17 protein-coding genes and 1 pseudogene are annotated in these 20,434 nt (G+C 62.8%); 8 read left to right on the forward strand and 10 right to left on the reverse strand.

Features of this window, described 5'->3' with window-relative positions; all coding sequences use genetic code 11:
- Positions 1–7: 7 nt before the first annotated feature.
- Positions 8–1,531 (reverse strand): fumarate hydratase, encoded by a 1,524-nt coding sequence (locus tag DFS21_RS01740; RefSeq protein ID WP_102682788.1) that lies wholly within the window; start codon positions 1,529–1,531, stop codon positions 8–10.
- A 282-nt stretch (positions 1,532–1,813) separates the two neighbouring features.
- Here DFS21_RS01740 and DFS21_RS01745 point away from each other — a divergent pair, with 282 nt between their 5' ends.
- Entirely contained in the window at positions 1,814–2,734 is a 921-nt protein-coding gene (locus tag DFS21_RS01745) for an iron-sulfur-binding ferredoxin reductase (protein ID WP_111531730.1), read from the forward strand.
- Positions 2,735–2,791: 57 nt separating this feature from the next.
- Here DFS21_RS01745 and pyk read toward each other — a convergent pair whose 3' ends face one another.
- On the reverse strand, positions 2,792–4,246 hold the full coding sequence (gene pyk, locus DFS21_RS01750) for a pyruvate kinase (RefSeq protein WP_023631128.1): 1,455 nt from the start codon (positions 4,244–4,246) through the stop codon (positions 2,792–2,794).
- A gap of 180 nt (positions 4,247–4,426) precedes the next feature.
- Between pyk and DFS21_RS01755 the strand changes: the two genes are divergently transcribed.
- The 3 genes from DFS21_RS01755 to sbcB all read left to right on the forward strand — a co-directional run bounded on the left by DFS21_RS01755 (position 4,427) and on the right by sbcB (position 6,788).
- Positions 4,427–4,813, forward strand: a complete 387-nt coding sequence (locus DFS21_RS01755) for a tol-pal system YbgF family protein (protein WP_023631127.1) — start codon at positions 4,427–4,429, stop codon at positions 4,811–4,813.
- Between the two features lie 123 nt (positions 4,814–4,936).
- Positions 4,937–5,296, forward strand: a complete 360-nt coding sequence (locus DFS21_RS01760; protein ID WP_046856935.1) for a PilZ domain-containing protein — start codon at positions 4,937–4,939, stop codon at positions 5,294–5,296.
- A 61-nt stretch (positions 5,297–5,357) separates the two neighbouring features.
- Positions 5,358–6,788, forward strand: a complete 1,431-nt coding sequence (gene sbcB, locus DFS21_RS01765; protein WP_110697619.1) for an exodeoxyribonuclease I — start codon at positions 5,358–5,360, stop codon at positions 6,786–6,788.
- 74 nt (positions 6,789–6,862) lie between these two features.
- Here the strand turns inward: sbcB and mvaT are convergent, their stop codons facing one another.
- On the reverse strand, positions 6,863–7,240 hold the full coding sequence (gene mvaT / locus DFS21_RS01770) for a histone-like nucleoid-structuring protein MvaT (protein WP_028690229.1): 378 nt from the start codon (positions 7,238–7,240) through the stop codon (positions 6,863–6,865).
- A gap of 299 nt (positions 7,241–7,539) precedes the next feature.
- Between mvaT and purU the strand changes: the two genes are divergently transcribed.
- Complete coding sequence (gene purU, locus DFS21_RS01775) at positions 7,540–8,391, forward strand: formyltetrahydrofolate deformylase (protein ID WP_046856933.1); 852 nt, start codon at positions 7,540–7,542, stop codon at positions 8,389–8,391.
- Positions 8,392–8,545: 154 nt separating this feature from the next.
- On the opposite strand, the gene DFS21_RS01785 is transcribed toward purU, so the two are convergent.
- The 5 genes and pseudogenes from DFS21_RS01785 to DFS21_RS27175 all read right to left on the reverse strand — a co-directional run.
- Positions 8,546–9,538, reverse strand: a complete 993-nt coding sequence (locus DFS21_RS01785; protein WP_110697623.1) for a lysylphosphatidylglycerol synthase transmembrane domain-containing protein — start codon at positions 9,536–9,538, stop codon at positions 8,546–8,548.
- A complete protein-coding gene (locus DFS21_RS01790; RefSeq protein ID WP_110697625.1) occupies positions 9,535–10,299 on the reverse strand; it encodes a DUF2334 domain-containing protein in 765 nt (254 codons plus the stop codon). The genes DFS21_RS01785 and DFS21_RS01790 overlap by 4 nt, the downstream gene beginning before the upstream one ends.
- Complete coding sequence (locus DFS21_RS01795; protein WP_110697627.1) at positions 10,292–11,413, reverse strand: glycosyltransferase family 1 protein; 1,122 nt, start codon at positions 11,411–11,413, stop codon at positions 10,292–10,294. The genes DFS21_RS01790 and DFS21_RS01795 overlap by 8 nt, the downstream gene beginning before the upstream one ends.
- Positions 11,414–11,559: 146 nt before the next feature.
- On the reverse strand, positions 11,560–12,324 hold the full coding sequence (locus DFS21_RS27170) for a methyl-accepting chemotaxis protein (RefSeq protein WP_371041571.1): 765 nt from the start codon (positions 12,322–12,324) through the stop codon (positions 11,560–11,562).
- 93 nt (positions 12,325–12,417) lie between these two features.
- Positions 12,418–13,554: pseudogene (locus DFS21_RS27175) on the reverse strand (cache domain-containing protein); the annotation flags it as partial.
- Positions 13,555–13,605: 51 nt separating this feature from the next.
- Between DFS21_RS27175 and DFS21_RS01805 the strand changes: the two are divergent.
- The gene (locus tag DFS21_RS01805) at positions 13,606–15,081 is read left to right on the forward strand and encodes a helicase HerA-like domain-containing protein (protein WP_111531732.1); all 1,476 of its coding nucleotides are present in this window, start codon (positions 13,606–13,608) and stop codon (positions 15,079–15,081) included.
- Between the two features lie 101 nt (positions 15,082–15,182).
- Here the strand turns inward: DFS21_RS01805 and DFS21_RS01810 are convergent, their stop codons facing one another.
- Together DFS21_RS01810 and DFS21_RS01815 are read right to left on the reverse strand one after the other, a co-directional pair.
- A complete protein-coding gene (locus tag DFS21_RS01810) occupies positions 15,183–16,655 on the reverse strand; it encodes an inorganic phosphate transporter (protein ID WP_023629967.1) in 1,473 nt (490 codons plus the stop codon).
- Positions 16,656–16,967: 312 nt separating this feature from the next.
- Positions 16,968–17,168 (reverse strand): hypothetical protein, encoded by a 201-nt coding sequence (locus tag DFS21_RS01815; protein WP_023629966.1) that lies wholly within the window; start codon positions 17,166–17,168, stop codon positions 16,968–16,970.
- Positions 17,169–17,736: 568 nt separating this feature from the next.
- Between DFS21_RS01815 and pcaR the strand changes: the two genes are divergently transcribed.
- A complete protein-coding gene (pcaR, locus tag DFS21_RS01825) occupies positions 17,737–18,606 on the forward strand; it encodes a pca regulon transcriptional regulator PcaR (RefSeq protein ID WP_102682779.1) in 870 nt (289 codons plus the stop codon).
- A 416-nt stretch (positions 18,607–19,022) separates the two neighbouring features.
- The gene (locus tag DFS21_RS01830; protein ID WP_046856926.1) at positions 19,023–20,369 is read left to right on the forward strand and encodes an MFS transporter; all 1,347 of its coding nucleotides are present in this window, start codon (positions 19,023–19,025) and stop codon (positions 20,367–20,369) included.
- The last annotated feature ends 65 nt before the right edge of the window (positions 20,370–20,434 follow it).

Raw genomic sequence — 20,434 nt, forward strand, 5'->3', positions numbered from 1 at the left:
GTAGACGTTACTTTACTTCCACCGCCAGGCTTTCGGCGATCTTGCTCTGCCACAGCGCAGGGCCGGTGATGTGTACCGATTCACCCTTGCTGTCCACCGCGACCGTGACCGGCATGTCCTTCACTTCGAACTCGTAGATCGCTTCCATGCCCAGCTCGGCGAAGGCCAGGACCTTCGACTTGCGGATGGCCTGGGCCACCAGATAGGCGGCGCCGCCGACGGCCATCAGGTACACGGCCTTGTTGTCCTTGATCGCTTCGATGGCAGTCGGGCCACGTTCGGACTTGCCGATCATGCCCAGCAGGCCGGTCTGCTCGAGGATCTGCCGGGTGAACTTGTCCATCCGCGTGGCAGTGGTCGGGCCGGCAGGGCCTACCACTTCGTCACCGACCGGATCGACCGGGCCGACGTAGTAGATGAAGCGGCCTTTGAGGTCCACCGGCAGCTCTTCGCCACGGTTGAGCATCTCGACCATGCGCTTGTGCGCGGCATCGCGGCCGGTGAGCATCTTGCCGTTGAGCAGGATGGTCTCGCCCGGCTGCCAGCTGGCGACCTCTTCCGGGGTGATCGCGTCGAGGTTCACGCGGCGGGCGCTTGGGCCGGCTTCCCAGACGATTTCCGGGTAGGCGTCCAGCGACGGCGCTTCCAGCTCGGCCGGGCCGGAGCCGTCGAGCACGAAGTGGGCGTGACGGGTAGCGGCGCAGTTGGGGATCATGCACACCGGCAAGGAGGCGGCGTGGGTCGGGTAGTCCATGATCTTGACGTCGAGCACGGTGGTCAGGCCGCCCAGGCCTTGGGCGCCGATGCCCAACTGGTTGACCTTGTCGAACAGCTCCAGGCGGATCTCTTCGATGCGGTTCTGCGGGCCACGGGCTTTCAGCTCATGGATGTCGATGGATTCCATCAACACTTCCTTGGCCATCACCGCGGCTTTCTCGGCGGTGCCGCCGATGCCGATGCCCAGCATGCCAGGCGGGCACCAGCCAGCGCCCATGGTCGGGACGGTCTTGAGCACCCAGTCGACGATCGAGTCGGACGGGTTGAGCATGGCCATCTTCGACTTGTTTTCCGAGCCGCCGCCCTTGGCCGCGACATCCACCTCGACCTTGTCGCCGGGGACGATAGAGTAGTGGATCACTGCCGGAGTGTTGTCCTTGGTGTTCTTGCGGGCACCGGCCGGGTCGGCCAGGATCGAGGCGCGCAGGACGTTCTCGGGCAGGTTGTAGGCGCGGCGCACACCTTCGTTGATCATGTCGTCGACGCTCAGGGTGGCGCCGTCCCAGCGCACGTCCATGCCGACGCGCACGAACACGGTGACAATGCCGGTGTCCTGGCAGATCGGGCGGTGGCCGGTGGCGCACATGCGCGAGTTGATCAGGATCTGGGCGATCGAGTCACGCGCGGCAGGCGACTCTTCACGCAGGTAGGCCTCGTGCATCGCCTGGATGAAGTCGACGGGGTGGTAGTACGAGATGAATTGCAGGGCGTCGGCGACGCTCTGAATCAGGTCGTCTTGCTTGATCACGGTCATGCAGCGCGCTCCTCTTAAAGACGGGAACATTCGAAAAGGCATTCCGACAGTGCACACCTGTATGTCAGGAACGCCTGGCAAGGCACCGGCTGGTCGGGCCGGCACAAAAAAGGCGCGGCAGTATACCGTGCCCCCGTCTTCGGAAACACCTGCATGTGGTCTGGACCAAGGTCGGCAGGGAAGGGGCATCCTTTTTGCTGATGACATGCGATGCTGTGGCCTCGGGAGCGCTTCGTGCTTCAGCGCCCCCAGAAAACCTTGAATCGAATGAGAAACCTGACCATGCCCGAACTTTGCGTGGGCGAGCGCCAATGGGCAGTGCCAAGCGGCAGCAATCTACTGGATGCCCTCAACGAGGCAGGCCTGAATGTGCCCTACAGCTGCCGCGCCGGCAGTTGCCACGCCTGCCTGGTGCGCTGCCTCGATGGCCTGCCCGTGGATGCCAGGCCCGAGGCCCTGAGTGCGACCCAGCGCGACGAGGGCTGGCGCCTGGCCTGCCAGTGCTCGGTGGCCGGCGACCTGCGGGTGGCGCTGTTCGACCCGCTGCAGGATGGCCGGCCGGCCACGGTGGTTGCACTGGATTGGTTCGGCGATGTGCTGCGCCTGCGCCTGCGCCCAGGCCGGACGCTGCGCTACCAGGCTGGCCAGCACCTGGTGCTGTGGTGCGGCGACGTGGCCCGCCCCTACTCGCTGGCGAGCCTGCCGGGAGAGGATGAGGCGCTGGAGTTTCACCTGGATTGCAGTCGCCCCGGCGTGTTTTGCGACAGGGCCCGGCAGTTGCACGTAGGCGATGCATTGAGGCTGGGCGAGCTGCGCGGCGGGGCGCTGCACTACGACCCTGACTGGCAGGCGCGGCCCTTGTGGCTGCTGGCGGCGGGCACCGGGCTGGCACCCTTGTGGGGCATCCTGCGCGAGGCGCTGCGCCAGGGGCATCAGGGCGAGATTCGGCTGCTGCATGTGGCGCGCACGCCAGCCGGGCACTACCTGGCGGAGGCGTTGCAGGCGCTGGAAGGGGTGAGCGTGGAGTTGGTTCTGGCCGAGCAGTTGGATGAGGCGTTGGCCGGTTTGCGCCTGGCGTCGCGCCAGACGATGGTATTGCTGTGCGGGGCGCCGGGGAGTGTCGAGCGGTTCGCCCGTCGACTGTTCATTGCCGGGGTACCGCGGAATCAGGTATTGGCGGATGTTTTCAGCGAACACGTCTGAGGCCTGAAAGCATCGCGGGGCAAGTCGGGTCGCCCCGCGATGGCTTTTGCTGGCAGATCAGCCGACCAGCGGATCACCGACATGCAGGATCTTCATGCCGTTGGTGCCACCGATGGTGTGGTAGCTGTCACCCTTGGTCAGGATGACCCAGTCGCCTTGCTCTACGAGGCCGCGCTTGAGCAGCTCGTCGACCGCCGCCTGGCTGACCTTGTCGGCCGGCAGCGAGGCCGGGTCGAAGGCAATCGGGTAGACGCCGCGGAACATGTTGGCACGGGCCTGGGTAGCACGGTGCGGCGACAGGGCGAAGATCGGCACGTGCGAACGCAGGCGCGACATGATCAGCGGGGTGTAGCCACTTTCGGTGAGGGCGATGATCGCCTTGACGCCGGGGAAGTGGTTGGCGGTGTACATCGCCGCCAGGGCGATGGACTCGTCGCAGCGCTCGAAGGTGGTGTGCAGGCGGTGGCTGGACTTCTGGCTGGTCGGGTGCTTCTCGGCGCCCGAGCAGATACGGGCCATGGCCTGTACGGCTTCGATCGGGTAGCTGCCGGCGGCGCTTTCGGCTGACAGCATCACTGCGTCGGTGTTGTCGAGCACGGCGTTGGCCACGTCCGATACTTCGGCGCGGGTCGGCATCGGGTTCTGGATCATCGACTCCATCATCTGGGTCGCCACGATCACCGCTTTGTTATTGCGGCGGGCGTGCTGGATGATCTTCTTCTGGATGGCGATCAACTCGGCATCGCCGATTTCCACGCCCAGGTCGCCACGGGCAACCATGACTGCGTCGGAAGCGAGGATCAACTGGTCGAGAGTCTCGTCGTCGGCGACCGCTTCGGCGCGTTCGATCTTGGCTACCAGCCAGGCGCTGCCGCCGGCTTCGTCACGCAGCTTGCGGGCGTATTCCATGTCGCTGGCGTCGCGCGGGAACGATACGGCCAGGTAGTCCAGGTCCATTTCCGCGGCCAGCTTGATGTCGGCCTTGTCCTTCTCGGTCAGGGCCGGTGCGGTCAGGCCGCCACCTTTGCGGTTGATGCCTTTATGGTCCGACAGCGGGCCGCCGATGATCACCACGCAGTGCAGGGCGTCTGCGGTGGCGGTTTCGACGCGCATGACCACCCGGCCGTCGTCGAGCAGCAGTTCGTCACCGACGCCGCAGTCCTTGACCAGGTCGGGGTAGTCGATGCCGACGATGTCCTGATTGCCTTCGGTGAGCGGGTGGGCAGTGGAAAAGGTGAACTTGTCACCGACTTTCAGTTCGATGCGCTTGTTGGCGAACTTGGCGATGCGGATCTTCGGACCCTGCAGGTCCCCCAGCAGCGCGACGTGACGGCCGTTCTTGGCGGCGATGTCGCGGATCAGGCGGGCGCGGGCCTTGTGCTCGTCCGGGGTGCCGTGGGAGAAGTTCAGGCGTGCCACGTCAAGGCCGGCGAGGATCAGCTGTTCGATCACTTCCGGCGAGTTGCTGGCGGGGCCAAGGGTGGCGACGATTTTGGTACGGCGGATGGTCATGCACAGACTCCTATAGTGAAGCGCAGCGAAAGGCTACTCCTCAATTGCGTTGTAGTCATTGTTCCGTTGCACTACCTGTACGGTTGCGAGGGTGGCGTTTGAACGGTCGCGGTATGCTTGCAAAAGGCTGTGAAGATTTGCCGTGAAAGGCCGATACACTGCCATCAAAGGAGAATTCCCATGCGCACCCTGATCGTTTTGACCATGGCGGCCAGTGTCGTCGGCTGCACCCGCTGGTCCATGGACCACCACCTGAACAATGCCTATCGCGCCTATGACCGTGGTGACTGTGCAAAGGTGATGCTGGAGCTGTCGCAGGTCGACCGCACCAGCCGTGCCCGGCCGTTCATCCACCCGGAAGTATCGCTGCTGCGTGGCCAGTGCCTGGAGCGCCAGAAGCTCTACGTCGACGCGGCGCAGACCTACCAGTACCTGATCCAGCAGTACCCGCGCAACGAATACGCCTACCGCGCGCAGGCGCGCCTGCAGACGCTGGAGAAGCTCGGCCACCTGCGTGGCAGCGAAGCGGCGGTGGCCAGCCCGGTGAACACTACACCTTGGCGTTAATCCCAAGGTGTCGATGATTTCATGTAGTCCGTCCGTCGGACTGGGCTAATCTGTTGGAGAGTTGTAACGATCATCGCCAGTACCTTGTCTTCCTGGCTCCAGGTACAGGACTTCACTGCGATCATGTTTATCGAGCGACATATAGAGCGTCATCAACTGCCTTGCGTGCTCAAGGTCTTCAACCGCTGCACCGACCAGCAGATCGGCTATCTGGGCAATGCTTCCGAAGACGGCCTGATGCTGATCAGCCAGTTGCCGGTGCTGGTGGGGCCGGACTTCGAGCTGCAACTGCGTGTTCCCCTTGCCGGCGGTGGCCTGCAGTTCATCAACCTGACCGCCAGTTGCCTGTGGTGCCGCGAAGATGAAACGCCCGGGCATTTCGATGCCGGTTTCATGTTGTTGCAGGCGCCGCAGGAATACGACGGCTTTGTCCGCTCGCTGCGCGATTTCTTCAGCTTCCGGCCCATGAACGCCTCTGCGTAAGGCTGGCCCAGCCCTCGCGCGTGCCGTTAGACTCTGGTCGACCTTGTTACAGGAAGACCCCGTGAGCTCCAGCATCTTCTGGCACGACTACGAAACCACCGGCATCAATCCACGCTGCGACCGCCCCCTGCAGGTGGCCGGCGTGCGCACCGACCTCGATCTCAACGAGATCGAGGCGCCGATCAGCCTCTATTGCCGGCCCTCCGACGATATCCTGCCGCACCCGGCGGCTTGCCTGGTGACCGGCATCACTCCACAGCAGCTGGCCAGCCAGGGGCTGTGCGAGGCCGAATTCATGACGCGCATCCATGCGCAACTGGCCCGGCCTGGCACGTGTGGCGCCGGCTACAACACGTTGCGCTTCGACGATGAGGTCACCCGCTACAGCCTCTACCGCAACTTCTTCGACCCCTATGCCCGTGAATGGCAGGGGGGCAACAGCCGCTGGGACTTGATCGATGTGGTGCGTACTGCCTATGCGCTGCGCCCTGAGGGCATCGTCTGGCCGCAGCAGGATGGGCGCACCAGCTTGCGTCTGGAGCTGTTGAGCAAGGCCAATGGCATCGACCATGGCCATGCCCACGAAGCGCTTTCCGACGTGCGGGCGACCATTGCCCTGGCCCGGTTGATTCGGGAACGGCAGCCCAGGTTGTATGACTGGTTGTTCCAGTTGCGCAGCAAGCACAAGGTCATGGAGCAGATCCGCCTATTGCAGCCCCTGGTACATGTATCCGGACGTTTCTCGGCGCAGCGCAACTATATCGGTGTGGTGTTGCCATTGGCCTGGCACCCGCGTAATCGCAACGCGCTGATAGTCTGCGACTTGCAACAGGATAATTCGCCGCTGCTCGAGGAGAGTGCGCAAGCATTGCGTGAGCGTTTGTACACGCGGCACGAAGATATGGCCGAGGGCGAACTACCGGTACCGCTGAAGTTGGTGCATATCAATCGGTGCCCGGTGCTGGCGCCGCTATCGGTACTGCGCCCGGCCGATCAACAACGGTTGGGGCTTGAATTGTCGGTGTTGCAGGCACACGCGCAGCAGTTGGCCAACCAGCAAAGTGTTTGGCGAGACAAGCTGGGCATCATCTATCAGGAAGAGGGCTTTGCACCCAGTGAAGACCCGGAGCAACAGTTGTATGACGGTTTCCTCGGTGACCGCGACAAACGCCTGAGCGAGCAAGTGCGGTGTACCGATCCGGCGCAATTGGCCAAGGGGCAGTGGATGTTCGATGATCCGCGCCTGCCGGAATTGTTGTTCCGCTATCGGGCGCGAAACTTTTCCGACACCCTTGATGAACAAGAGCGCGCACGTTGGCATGCGTTCTGTCAGCAACGTCTTACAGACCCTGCCTTTGGTGCGCCGAACACCCTGGCCGATTTCGAGCTGGCATGCCAAAGCAGCCTGCTAGACGCCAGCGAGGCGGGGCGCCAGGTACTGGAAGCCTGGCAGGGCCATATCCGACAACTGAAAGTGCAATACCAGCTTTGAAATGTGCAGATAAACAAAAACGCCGGCAACTGCCGGCGTTTTCATGTTGAAACCAATGCGCCCGTTTAAGCGTATCAGTCCAGCAGGGTGGCCCAGCTTTCGACGACGTCGCCGCCCCACTTGGCTTTCCACTCTTTCAGGGTCTTGTGGTTGCCACCCTTGGTTTCAATAACCTCGCCGTTGTGCGGGTTCTTGTATTGCTTGACCTTGCGTGCACGTTTGGTGCCGGTGGTCTTGACTGCGCCACGCGGGGCCTTGCTCAGTTTGCTTTCCGGATCGAGCAGCGCGATCACGTCACGCAGCGATTTACCGTTTTCGGCCATCAGCTCGCGCAGCTTCTTTTCGAACTCCAGCTCTTTTTGCAGTTTGCCGTCTTGCGACAGGTTGGCCAGACGGGCCTGAAGTTCCTTGATAGCTTCTTCGGTAGCGCGGTACTCGTTGATCAGGGACATGGTGTGTTCCTTAGTGCATGTTCAGAGAGAGACAGTGGGGCAATAATAGACAGACGATACTCTCAAGTAAACAATTTAAAATTGAAGACTCAATTAATAGTAGGGCATGACTTCACAGTCATTAGGTTAAGAAAAATTTACAAATTGCCTTGGGCAATGCCGATCACCCCTTAGGGAAAATGGGAATGGCCCTGTGTGATCGAGCCCCCCAGGCAAGGCGCTCTGGTAAAGATGATTACTGCGTTTTCCCCGGCAGGCCGCTAGAATACGCGCCTTTGCGAAGTTCTGGAGTCTCTCTCATGCGCACCTATCGACTGGTGATTGCTTGCCCCGACCGTGTCGGCATCGTGGCGAAAGTCAGTAATTTCCTGGCCCTCTACAATGGCTGGATCAACGAAGCCAGCCACCATTCCGACGAGCAGAGCGGTTGGTTCTTCATGCGCCATGAGATTCGCGCCGAGTCCCTGCCGTTCGGTATCGAAGCTTTCCGCGAGGCGTTCGCGCCGATCGCCGAAGAGTTCTCCATGACCTGGCGGATCACCGATTCGGCACAGAAGAAGCGCGTGGTGTTGATGGCCAGCCGCGAGTCGCACTGCCTGGCAGACCTGCTGCACCGTTGGCACACCGACGAGCTGGATTGCGAGATCCCGTGTGTGATCTCCAACCACAACGACCTGCGCAGCATGGTCGAATGGCACGGCATTCCATTTCATCATGTGCCGGTCGATCCGAAGGACAAGCAGCCGGCGTTCGCCGAGGTATCGCGCCTGGTCGAGGAGTGCGGTGCCGATGCCGTGGTGCTGGCGCGCTACATGCAGATCCTGCCGCCGCAGCTGTGCCAGGCATACGCGGAAAAGGTCATCAACATCCACCACAGCTTCCTGCCGTCGTTCGTCGGCGCCAAGCCTTATCACCAGGCGGCGCTGCGTGGGGTGAAACTGATTGGCGCGACCTGCCACTACGTGACCGAGGAGCTCGACGCCGGCCCCATCATCGAGCAGGACGTGGTACGGGTCAGCCATGCCGACAGCATCGAGGACATGGTCCGCTTCGGCCGCGACGTGGAGAAGATGGTCCTGGCCCGTGGCCTGCGCTATCACCTGGAAGACCGCGTGCTGGTGCACGGCAACAAGACCGTGGTGTTCAACTGAGTCGAGGGCCGGTGCATGGCGGATCCACGTGACAAGGCCGGCGCCTCGGCGCCAGCGACCTTGGGCGAGGGTTGCCTGGCCCGCTTCGATCCCGAGGCCCTGAGCGACGAAGACGGCACTGAGTTCCCTGGTGCTGTCGAACTCTGGGGGCGGCTCAACCCGTCTGTCGGCGCCGACGATCCAGCAATGGCCGCGCCAGCAGATATAGAAACACCGGCCCCCCCGCCAACAGATAGAAATAGTAGGTAACCGCGCGCCAGATCAGAATGGCCGCGGCTGCCGTCGAACTGCCCACCAGCGGTGACAGCAAGGTCGCCGAAGTCAGCTCCGCCGCGCCGGCGCCGCCCGGCAGCAGGCTGAACTGCCCCGCGCTGAGCGACAGCATCTGCACCAGGAAGCTCGGAATCCATGCCAGCTCCACGCCCAATCCGCGCAATACCAGGTACAGCACGCTATAGCGCAGGCACCAGTGCGCGCAGGTCAGGCAGAACACCGCAGCCAGTGTGCACCGTGGCATGCGCCAGGTATCGCCCAGGGCATGGATGAAACGCAGCACTTTGCGTGCCCAGCGTCGCCGCCGTGCCGCTGACATGCCCAGGCGCCGCAACAGCCGGCCATTGCCGCGCATCACCCCGCGTCGATAACGCAGCAGCAGGACGATCCCCGCCAGCGCGGTGCACAAGAGCAACGCGCTGCCCATCAACATTTGCGTTTGGCTGTGGCCGAGCCTGTGGAACAGGGCGTACGCGGCTATCGCCAGCATGGCGCAGAAGAAGAACAGCAGGTCGCTCAACTGGTCCATGGCGAACACCGCGCCGCTAAGCGAAGGCGCGATACGCTCGCGTTTCAGAAGGGTCATCAGCGTCAGTGGGCCTCCCGTACCGCCAGGAGTGGTACAGATGGCGAACTCGGTGGCCATGACTACTCCCAGGCTGCGGAGCCGGCCCACCCGGGCGCCCTGTTCGCCGAGCAGCAGGCGCAGGCGCAGGGCATTGAGCGTCCAGCACAGCAAGATCATGCCCAGCAGCAGCGCCATCAGGCCGGGGGCGAAGGATTGCAGGCGTGGGAGCAAATCGCGGCCGCCCAGCAGGGCGGGCACTGACACTGCCAGCAGCAATGCCAGGCCTAGCCAGCCCAGGCGACTCATGGCGCGGCCTGGCGCTCCAACCAGGCCGACTTGGTCAGTGGCTCACGTCCCTGCGCCAGCAATTGGTGCAAGGTCTCGAGCCAGTAATTGCGTGAGCTGGCGTGGCGCATGTCCACCGGATGCAGGCCCAGGCGCAGAGTGTCGGCCTCGCGCCAGCGCCGGCACTGCCAGTCACTGACGACCTTGGACAACCCTCGTCTCCAGGCGCTGCGCGCACTCCATACCAGCCCCGGGGCATCAAAGGCGGTGAAGTCCGGCAACCGGTACAGGTGCCTTGGGGTGCTGGTGTAGCGCAGCGGCAGCTGGCGCAGCGCCTGGCGCGTGCCTTCGCTCATCAGCCAGGCGGGGGCGACGAACCCCGCCACTGGCCAGCCTTGTTGCCCGAACAACGCCAGCCCGGCTTGCAGGCGCTGAAGTGCGCTGGCCTGTTCCAGGCCGTGGAACTCACCTTCGTGGGTGTAGATCCGGCGCATGAAATATTCGCGCGGCCCGCGAGGCGCCGGACCGTCGTCGGCATGGTAGTAGCCGTGCAGGGCCAGTTCGTCGCCACGGGCCAGGCGTCGGTCTAGCAGGCGACAGAAGGTGGGCGAATGCGTGAGCGGATTGCGGTGGTGGAAATCCGGCACCACCAGCCAGGTCATGGGCACGTCCCCCAAGTCATCGATCGCCTGGACGAAGGGCTGGTAGTCCGGCCAGGTTTCCGGCGCCACGTCGTGCAGCACCAGCATCAGGCTGCGTCGGGTGGAGGCGTGCTCAGCCATGGGCGCGCACCGGTAGCGGGTGGCCCAGCACCGCCTGATAATGCTGGAGCAGGCCACTGACCACGTTGTCCCAGCTGTAATGGCGTTCCACGTGGCGACGCGCCTGGCTGCCAAGCTGGCGCACGCCGTGGTCGAAGACTTCGCGCACGGCGGCGGCCATGGCGCGGCCGTCGTTAGGTGGGCACAGGTGGCCGCACTGTTCGTTGACGATTTCGCCGAAGGCGCCAGCGTGCACGGCCACCACGGGCGTGGCACTGGCCATGGCCTCGAGAATGACCAGGCCGAAGGTTTCCTGGTCGCCGGCATGCACCAGCAGGTCGGCGCTGGCCAGTAGCCGAGCGACTTCATCGGGGGGGCAGAAGTGGTCGATCACGCTGACATTGTCTGGCACCCCGATCGGCATGTTCGAGCCCACCAAAAGCAGGTGATAGGGCTGTCCGAGTGCCTGCATGCAGTCGAGCAGTACCGGCAGGTTCTTTTCCCGCGAGCCACGGCCGGCAAACACCAGTAGTCGACTGGTATCGGCGATGCCCAGTTCGCGACGCAGGCCGGGGTCGCGCTTGTCAGGGTGAAATTGCATCAGGTCCACCCCCAAGCGTTGCACATGCACATTCTCGACCCCCAGCCTGCGCAGCTTGTCGGCCATCACCTGGCTGGGCGCGAGTACCCGGTCGAAATGTCCGTAGAGCTTGCTGACATAGGCCTCGACATTGGGGGTGAACCAATTGCCCATGCGGTTGCTCACCAGCAGCGGCAGGTCGGAGTGATAGAAGCCGATCACCGGGACATCGAGCTTGCGCCGCGCTTCCAGGGCCGCCCAGGCGGTGAGGTAGGGGTCGCCGACTTCGATAAGGTCGGGTTGCAGACGACGCAGCTCCTTGCACCAAGGGGCCAGGCGCACCGGGAAACGGTAGCCGTTGCCGAAGGGCAGGGGCGGCGCGGGAACATGGTAGACGCCATTGGTCTGGCTGGCGCTGGCGCCGGGAATCAACAGGCTGTGGCGAACGCCGGACATGGCGTCGAGGCGGTGGTGTTTGGCATCAAGATAGGTTCTTACCCCGCCGCTGGCCGGGGCGTAGAACATGGTGATGTCGGCGATGTGCACGATCAGCATCCCTCCGGGATCGTCCTCGGGTGTGTCACCAGGCGGCACTGGGCCGACGATGACGCGCCTTAGGGTTGACCTACTTGAAGGATAGTTTGTTCGATCGAGGTTTGGCGCGGCCCGCTCCCACTGCAAAAGTGGGAGCGGGCGCAGGGTCAGATGCGGAAGCTGCCGACCAAGTGCTTGAGGCGACCGGCCTGCTGTTCCAGGTCCGAACAGGCGCGCAGGGTGGCCTGCAGGTTCTCGACGCCTTCCTGGTTGAGCATGTTGATCTCGTTGATATCCATGTTGATCGAGTCGACCACGGCGGTCTGCTCTTCGGTGGCGGTGGCCACCGACTGGTTCATGCCGTCGATCTCGCCGATACGCTGGGTGACGCTGCCCAGGCGCTCGCCGGCCTGGTTGGCGATGTCCATGCTGTCCTGGCTGTGACGCTGGCTCTGGCCCATGGTGTCGACCGACTCGCGAGCGCCAACCTGCAGCTCTTCGATCATGGTCTGCACCTGTTGCGCCGACTCCTGGGTGCGGTGCGCCAGATTGCGTACCTCGTCGGCGACCACGGCGAAGCCCCGGCCGGCCTCACCGGCGCGTGCCGCCTCGATGGCGGCATTGAGGGCGAGCAGGTTGGTCTGCTGGGAAATGCTGGTGATCACCTCGAGGATCTGGCCGATGTTCACGGTCTTGTTGTTGAGCGTCTCGATATGCTCGCTGGAGGTGACGATCAGGTCCGAAAGGCGGTTCATCGCATCGATGTTGCGCTGCACCACCTGCTGGCCTTCCTCGGCCAGCAGCCGCGCGGAGCTGGCATGCTGCGAGGCCTGGGCGGCATTGCCGGCGATCTCCTGGGCGGCGGCACCGAGCTGGTTGATGGCGGCGGCGACGCTGTTGGTGCGATTGGACTGCTCGTCGGAGTTGGCCATCGACGAGTTCGAGGCGCTGATCACGCGCAGCGCCACTTCGTTGACCTGCTCGGTGGCCGATGACACCTCGCGGATCGAACCGTGGATGCGTTCGACGAAGCGGTTGAAAGCGGTGCCGAGAATGCCGAATTCGTCGTGGTTGTGAATTTCCAGGCGGCGGGTCAGGTCGCCTTCGCCTTCGGCGATGTTCGACATGGCGCGGGTCATGGTGTGCAGTGGCTGCATCAGCACGCGGATCAACAGCCCGAGCAGGGCGATAATGATCACCACCGCCACCACTGTGGCAATCACTGCCGAGGTGCGGAAGGTGCTGAGCATCGAAAATGCCTTGTCCTTGTCCACCGACAGGCCGATGTACCAGTTGGCCGATGGCAGGCCTTTGACCGGGGTGAAGGTCAGCAGGCGGGTTTCGCCATTGAGGGTGACTTCGGTCAGGTCGCGGGACAGGCGAGGGGTGTTCTGCGGGAACAGGTCTGTCAGCGATTTCATCACCAGGCTCTTGTCCGGGTGCACCAGGATCTTGCCCTGGTCGTTGACCAGGAAGGCATAGCCCATGCCGCCGAAGTTCAGCGAGTTGATGATCTCCACCAGGCCGTCGAGGGCCAGGTCGCCGCCGACCACGCCAACCGAGCGCGACGCAGTGCTGATGATCGAGATGACCATCTTGTTGGTGGCCATGTCGATGTAGGGCTCGGTGAGGATCGGGCCGCTGGCGTTCAGGCCGTCCTTGTACCACGGGCGCACGCGCGGATCGTAGCCGTCGGGCATCTTGGTGTCGGGGCGCACGGTGAAGGTGCCGTCGGGCTGGCCCAGGTAGATGGTCAGGAAACTCGAGGTGAGCGCATTCTGGCCCAGCAGGGTGCCGGTGTTCTGTGGGAACTGGGCGAGGTTCTGGGCGACGTTGTCGACCAGTTTGATGCGCCCTTCGAACAGGTTGCGGATGTTGGTGGAGGTAGACTCGCCCATCTCGGCCAGGTAGTTCTCCAAGTCTTCGCGAATGGCGTTACGCTGGAGATAGTCGTTGTACAGGGTGAACAGGCTGAAGGCGAGTATCACGATCAGTGATGCCGCCAGAAGAATCTTGTGGCTGAAACGAAGGCTTTTGTTCATAACGTGATCGTGTCCGCTAAGGTTTTTATCGGGTCGTTCGCACAAAGCACGGCTGGAAAACAGTGCAACAAGTCCCGTGGGTCCTTTTCGGGTTGTTACTGTCTTTCTGGTAAGAATCATTTTGAAATATCGGCTGTCACGCGGCAGAACTTGAGCAGGGGATGAAAGAAGATGTCAGATTCCTTACGAATGGTTGTAGGGGCGGGGCCGGATGGTCAGCCGGTATCCCAGGCCATGCGCCTGGCCAACCGGCATGGCCTGGTGGCCGGAGCCACGGGCACCGGCAAGACGGTGACCCTGCAGCACCTCGCCGAGCTGTTCAGTGACGCCGGGGTGGCGGTATTCGCGGCGGATGTGAAGGGCGATCTGTGTGGCCTCGGTGCGGCGGGCGCGCCACAGGGCAAGGTGGCCGAGCGGATCGCCGGCATGCCGTGGCTGAACCACACGCCCCGGGGCTACCCGGTAAGCCTGTGGGATGTCGCGGGGCAATCGGGGCATCCCCTGCGCACCACGATGAGTGAAATGGGGCCGCTGCTGCTGGGCAACCTGCTGGAGCTCACCGACAGCCAGCAGGCTGCCTTGTATGCGGCGTTCAAGGTGGCCGACCGGGAGGGCTTGCTGCTGCTCGACCTGAAGGACCTCAAGGCCCTGCTCGCGCACCTCAAGGACAACCCGCAATTGCTGGGCGAGGACAGCGCGTTGATGACCAGCGCTTCCACGCAGGCGCTCTTGCGCCGGTTGGCGACGCTGGAACAACAAGGGGCTGAGGCATTGTTCGGCGAACCGGCGCTGCAGCTCGAAGATCTGCTGCGCCCGGAGGGCGACGGGCGCGGCCGCATTCACCTGCTCGATGCCAGCCGTCTGGTGCATGACGCTCCCAAGGTCTATGCGACGTTCCTGTTGTGGTTGCTGGCTGAACTGTTCGAGCAATTGCCGGAGCGCGGCGATGCCGACAAGCCCGTGCTTGCACTGTTCTTCGATGAGGCGCATCTGCTGTTCAATGGTACGCCCAAAGCGTTGCAGGACCGCCTGGAGCAGGTGGTGCGGCTGATCCGCTCCAAGGGCGTGGGGGTGTACTTCGTCACCCAGTCGCCGGGAGATCTGCCGGATGCGGTGTTGGCTCAGTTGGGGTTGCGTATCCAGCATGGCCTGCGCGCCTTCACCGCCAAGGAGCAGAAATCATTGCGTGCCGTGGCTGATGGTTTCCGGCCGAACCCGGCGTTCGACAGCCTGGCGGTGCTCACTGAGCTCGGTATCGGCGAAGCCTTGGTTGGCACCCTGGAGGAGAAGGGCACGCCAGCCATGGTTCAGCGGGTGTTGATCGCGCCGCCACAGTCGCGGATCGGACCCTTGAGCGCGGCTGAGCGCAGTGCGCTGATCGCGGCGTCAGCGTTGTCAGGGCGTTATGACAAACCGATCGATCGTGAGTCGGCCTATGAAATGCTCACGCAGCGCAAGGGTGAGCCTGTGGAACCGGTACCCCAGGCCAAGGCCGAGGAAGACAGCTTCGCCGACAAGGCAGGCGATTTCTTGCAGAGCGCGGCGGGGCAGGCGATCAAGTCGGCGGTGCGCCAGGCGGCCAATCAGCTGGGGCGCCAGTTGGTGCGTGGGTTGATGGGGTCGCTGTTGGGTGGGAAGAAACGTTAAACCTCAATGGGCCTATCGCGGGACAAATCGCATCGGCGCACCGCCGCTCCCACGAAAAAGGCGCCCTGCAAGGGGCGCCTTTTTCAGTACTGCATCAGCACTCAGCTAATGGCCTTGGTGGCCAGCCAGAACAGGCCGGCCGCCAGGCCCATCGACGCCGGCAGGGTGAGTACCCAGGCCAGCAGGATGGTCTTCACGGTGCCGCCCTGCAGGCCGCTCTTGTTGGCGACCATGGTACCGGCGACACCAGACGACAGCACGTGGGTGGTGGACACCGGCAGGCTGAACACGTTGGCCATGCCGATGGCGCAGGCCGCGGTGATCTGGGCCGACATGCCCTGGGCATAGGTCATGCCCTGCTTGCCGATCTTCTCGCCAACGGTCAGCACCACGCGTTTCCAGCCGACCATGGTGCCCAGGCCCAAGGCCAGGGCGACAGCGACGATCACCCAGAACGGGGCGTATTCGGTGGTGGCGGTCAGGTCCTTGCGCAGTTTATCCAGGTCAGCCTTTTCGCGAGGCTCCAGGCCTGGCAGCTTGCCGACCTTCTTCGCCGTGTCGTCCAGGCACAGCAGGTAGCGGCGCACTTCGACGCGCTTCTCGGCGCTCAGGGCGCGATAGTCGGTCACACCGGCGAGCGACGATTGCAGCGCGGCGATGGTCGGCTCGGTCTGCTGCGGATTGCAGCTGAACTGCTCCGGCAGGTCGCTTGCCTGCGCCTTGCCCAGTGCCAGGAACTCGCCCAGGGTGGCGGCGTTGCGCTGGTAGAACTGGCTCAGGTGCAAGGTGGCGTCACGGGTACGCTCGATCTGGTAGGTGGTGCTGTTCAGGTCGAGGACGAACTTGGCCGGGACGATACCGATCAGTACCAGCATGATCAGGCCGATGCCTTTCTGGCCATCGTTGGAGCCGTGCACGAAGCTCACGCCCATGGCCGAGATCACCAGCACCAGGCGGTTCCAGAACGGCGGGTGCTTCTTGTCGTCGAGCTTGCGGCGCTGGTCAGGGGTCTTGTGCATCTTCGACAGCGGGCGCCACCATTTCAGGCCAATCAGCACCAGGGCTGCGACAGCAAAGCCGGCCATTGGCGAGAGCACCAGGGACATGGCTATATCGATGGCCTTCTGCCAGTTGACGCCGTCACCCAGCGGAATGTCGCTGAGCAGGGCGTTGGCCAGGCCGACGCCGAGGATCGAGCCGATCAGGGTGTGCGAGCTGGACGCCGGAATGCCGAAGTACCAGGTGCCCAGGTTCCAGGTGATGGCGGCGGCCAGCAACGAGAAGACCATGGCCAGGCCGTGGCCGGTGTTCACATTGATCAGCAGTTCGACCGGCAGCAGGTGGACGATGGCATAGGCCACCCCGACACCACCGAGCAGAACGCCGAGGAAGTTGAACACGCCAGAGAAGAACACGGCGAGGTGCGGTGGCATGGCCTTGGTATAGATGACGGTGGCTACCGCGTTGGCGGTGTCATGAAAGCCATTGATGAACTCGAAGGCGAGCACGAAGGTCAGAGCGAGCGTCAAGCTCACGATAACCCAGGCATCCAGTCCGCTGAATAAATCGATCATGAAGGTTGTCTGGCGGTCTTAGGGGGGGCGGATTATGCCAGAAAACCATGGCAATCGATGCACCTGCCGCTGACCGATGGCAGGAGAATGCCGGCATGGCACGAGCACCCACGTGCCGGGTAATCGCAAAAAAACGCCGTTAAAAATCGATAAAATTCAGAAAAATCAGCTGTTTGAGGTAATTTTTACTGGTCTTGCGCAATTAAAACGACTGTATGAAATTTGTGTGATTCCATTTCATATCATAGGTTTTCGCCGGCATGCTTCGCCGCAAACCCTTCCTGGGTGATGGCGCATTGGCACTGATCGGCTTCAATTGTCGTCGCTGCGCAACTCCTTTTCGATCTTCTCGATTTCCTGGGCGAACGCCTGGTCGAGAACGCTGGCACGCTTACGCCAGGGTTTGCGTTCCGGGTCGGGTTGTGCGGCATACGTGGTGACTTCACCACCGTAAACATCCTTGTAACGTTCAGCCTGGCGCTCGAGTTCCGCGCGCAGTTCTTCTTTCGTCACAGTAATACCTGAATAGGTTGAAGTGGGGCGTCAGCCTTTAAATACACACGCAGAATGCGGATATGTCGGCAAGCCGAACAATTCATTGCACCGAAATGGCAATGCATGAGTTGGCAAGCTGCTGTGCAGCGCACGGCAAGCCACTGCAAAGACAGGGGCTGGCAGTCGCAAGGCAACGAAAGTGCGTCGATTGGATCCGTTAAACGGTGCTTTCAATCAACACCGGCAATTATAGCAATCGCCCGGTTGAAGGCTATCGTTCTTTACCTGCAACTGACAATAGACCTGAAGTTTATTGTGCAGTCTATAAAACCTTTGTCGTGCCGGCATTCAAAAGGTTCAAGCCGATGTGCCAAGCAAGTTCGCCGTCTACTGTCAGAAATGAAAACGGCCTCGCTGAGGGGCGAGGCCGTTGCCTGGGACTTCTACGGTGGGTACCTGACCAGTCTCTCCAAAGAAGCCACATGTGGCAGGGGAAAGGTATAAGTAAAAGTGTCAGCGGTCAATTGCGATTATCGGCCGTTCGTTCGATAATCGCACGAGGTAGCGATTTTTTTGAGGCATGTCCATGAGCGAAGAAACCAGCGGCCAGTCAGCCAACGAGCCCGCACGCAGTACCAGCCCCACCCTGGCACCCCCGATCGTGGCGTCGGCTGCCAAGCGTATCCAGGCATTCACCGGTGACCCTGACTTCATGACTTCCCTGGCCCGTGGCCTGGCGGTGATCCAGGCCTTCCAGGAGCGCAAGCGCCACCTGACCATCGCCCAGATCAGCCATAGAACGGAGATTCCGCGGGCCGCGGTGCGGCGCTGCCTGCATACCCTGATGAAGCTGGGTTACGCGACCACTGACGGGCGTACCTATTCGCTGTTGCCCAAAGTGTTGACCCTTGGTCATGCCTACCTGTCATCCACACCATTGGCGGTGTCGGCCCAGCCTTACCTGGATCGCATCAGCGACCAGCTCCACGAAGCGGCCAACATGGCCACATTGGAAGGCGATGACATCCTTTATATTGCGCGCTCCGCCACGGTCGAACGGCTGATCTCGGTGGACCTCTCGGTTGGTGGGCGTTTGCCGGCCTATTGCACTTCGATGGGCCGTATCCTGCTGGCGGCACTGGACGATGCCAGCCTGCACGAATACCTGGAACGCGCCGACCTCAAGGCCCGTACCAGCCGTACCCTGCATGACCCGGCCTCGTTGTTCGCGTGTATCCAGCAGGTGCGTGAGCAGGGCTGGTGCGTGGTGGATCAGGAACTGGAGCAAGGCTTGCGTTCGATTGCCGTGCCGATCTATGACGCGTCGGGTCAAGTGCTGGCGGCGCTGAATGTCAGTACCCATGTCGGCCGCGTCAGCCGCGGGGAACTGGAGCAGCGTTTCCTGCCGATCCTGCTGGCGGCCAGCAGGGACTTGTGCCATCAGCTATTTGGCTGAGCCCGCCGGGGCGCGTTGCGCCCCATTGCCGGCAAGCCGGCTCCCACACCGACCGTGCTCAGCTGGCTTGCCAGCGATGAGGCGATTACGAACAACACAAGACAGTTGCTCATACGCGGAAACGTTGAACACGCCATACCGTTTCCTGTTCGATAAACGCACAGTGTCGCTCTCGACGAATTGCGCCGCCCACGCCCGCTGATTAATGTCTGTCGCACCTGTCGGCTGCGCCGACCGGATAATAACAACAGGCCCGAGGGCATCCCCATGACCACTGTCCCTTCGCTGTCGCGGTCGCACCCGCGCACGGTGCTGCTGCACTCCGGCTGAGCACGGCCGACCTATCCGCTGTTTTCTGTTCCAGTGCATCCGCCCTGCGCGGTAGCCTGCCTGCGCCCAACTCCCGGATAACAATAATGAACAAGCCACAATCCGCTGTCGGCAACTGCCTCGACGTCCAATCCTTCATCAATGCCCAGCCGCTGTCCCGTTATCAATGGCGGGTGGTGATCCTGTGTTTCCTGATCGTCTTCCTCGACGGCCTGGACACCGCCGCGATGGGCTTCATCGCCCCGGCGCTGTCTCAGGAATGGGGCATCGACCGGGCCAGCCTCGGCCCGGTGATGAGCGCCGCGCTGATCGGCATGGTGTTCGGCGCCCTCGGCTCCGGCCCGCTGGCCGACCGCTTCGGACGCAAGGGCGTGCTGGTGGGCGCGGTATTGGTGTTCGGTGGCTTCAGTCTGGCCTCGGCCTACGCGAGCAATGTCGACCAATTGCTGGTGTTGCGCTTTCTGACCGGCCTGGGCCTCGGGGCCGGCATGCCCAATGCCACCACCTTGTTGTCGGAATACACTCCGGAGCGCCTCAAGTCGCTGCTGGTGACCAGCATGTTCTGTGGCTTCAACCTGGGCATGGCCGGCGGCGGTTTCATTTCGGCCAAGCTGATCCCGGCATATGGCTGGCACAGCCTGCTGGTGATCGGCGGTGTCCTGCCACTGCTGCTGGCAGTGGTGCTCTTGGCCTGGTTGCCGGAGTCGGCGCGGTTCCTTGTGGTGCGCAACCGCGGCGCCGACAAGGTGCGCAAGACCCTGGCGCCGATCAATCCTGAACAGGTAGCCCAGGCATCGAGCTTCAGCGTGCCGGAACAGAAGGCGGTGGCGGCGCGCAACGTGTTTGCGGTGATCTTCTCGGGTACCTATGGCCTGGGCACCGTATTGCTGTGGCTGACCTATTTCATGGGCCTGGTGATCGTCTACCTGCTGACCAGCTGGCTGCCGACACTGATGCGAGACAGCGGCGCAAGCATGGAGCAGGCCGCCTTTATCGGCGCATTGTTCCAGTTTGGTGGGGTGCTGAGCGCGGTGGCAGTGGGTTGGGCCATGGACCGCTTCAACCCGCACAAGGTGATCGGCATCTTCTACTTGCTGGCAGGTGTGTTCGCCTACGCCGTTGGACAGAGCCTGGGCAACATCACCTTGCTGGCGACCCTGGTGCTGGTTGCCGGCATGTGCGTGAACGGCGCGCAATCGGCCATGCCCTCGCTGGCGGCGCGCTTCTATCCGACCCAAGGCCGTGCCACAGGCGTTTCCTGGATGCTCGGGATCGGCCGCTTCGGCGCGATTCTCGGCGCCTGGAGCGGGGCTACGCTGCTGGGGTTGGGCTGGAATTTCGAGCAGGTGCTGACGGCACTGCTGGTGCCGGCGGCATTGGCCGCGGTGGCTGTCGTGGTGAAAGGGTTGGTCAGCCACGCGGATGCGACCTGAGGTCTGGTGGCTCGCTCCTGCAGGATCGTATAAATAGCAGGGTAACAAATGGTTCGATAATCGCA

The organism is Pseudomonas sp. 2848, assembly GCF_003253945.1.
GTDB lineage: Bacteria > Pseudomonadota > Gammaproteobacteria > Pseudomonadales > Pseudomonadaceae > Aquipseudomonas.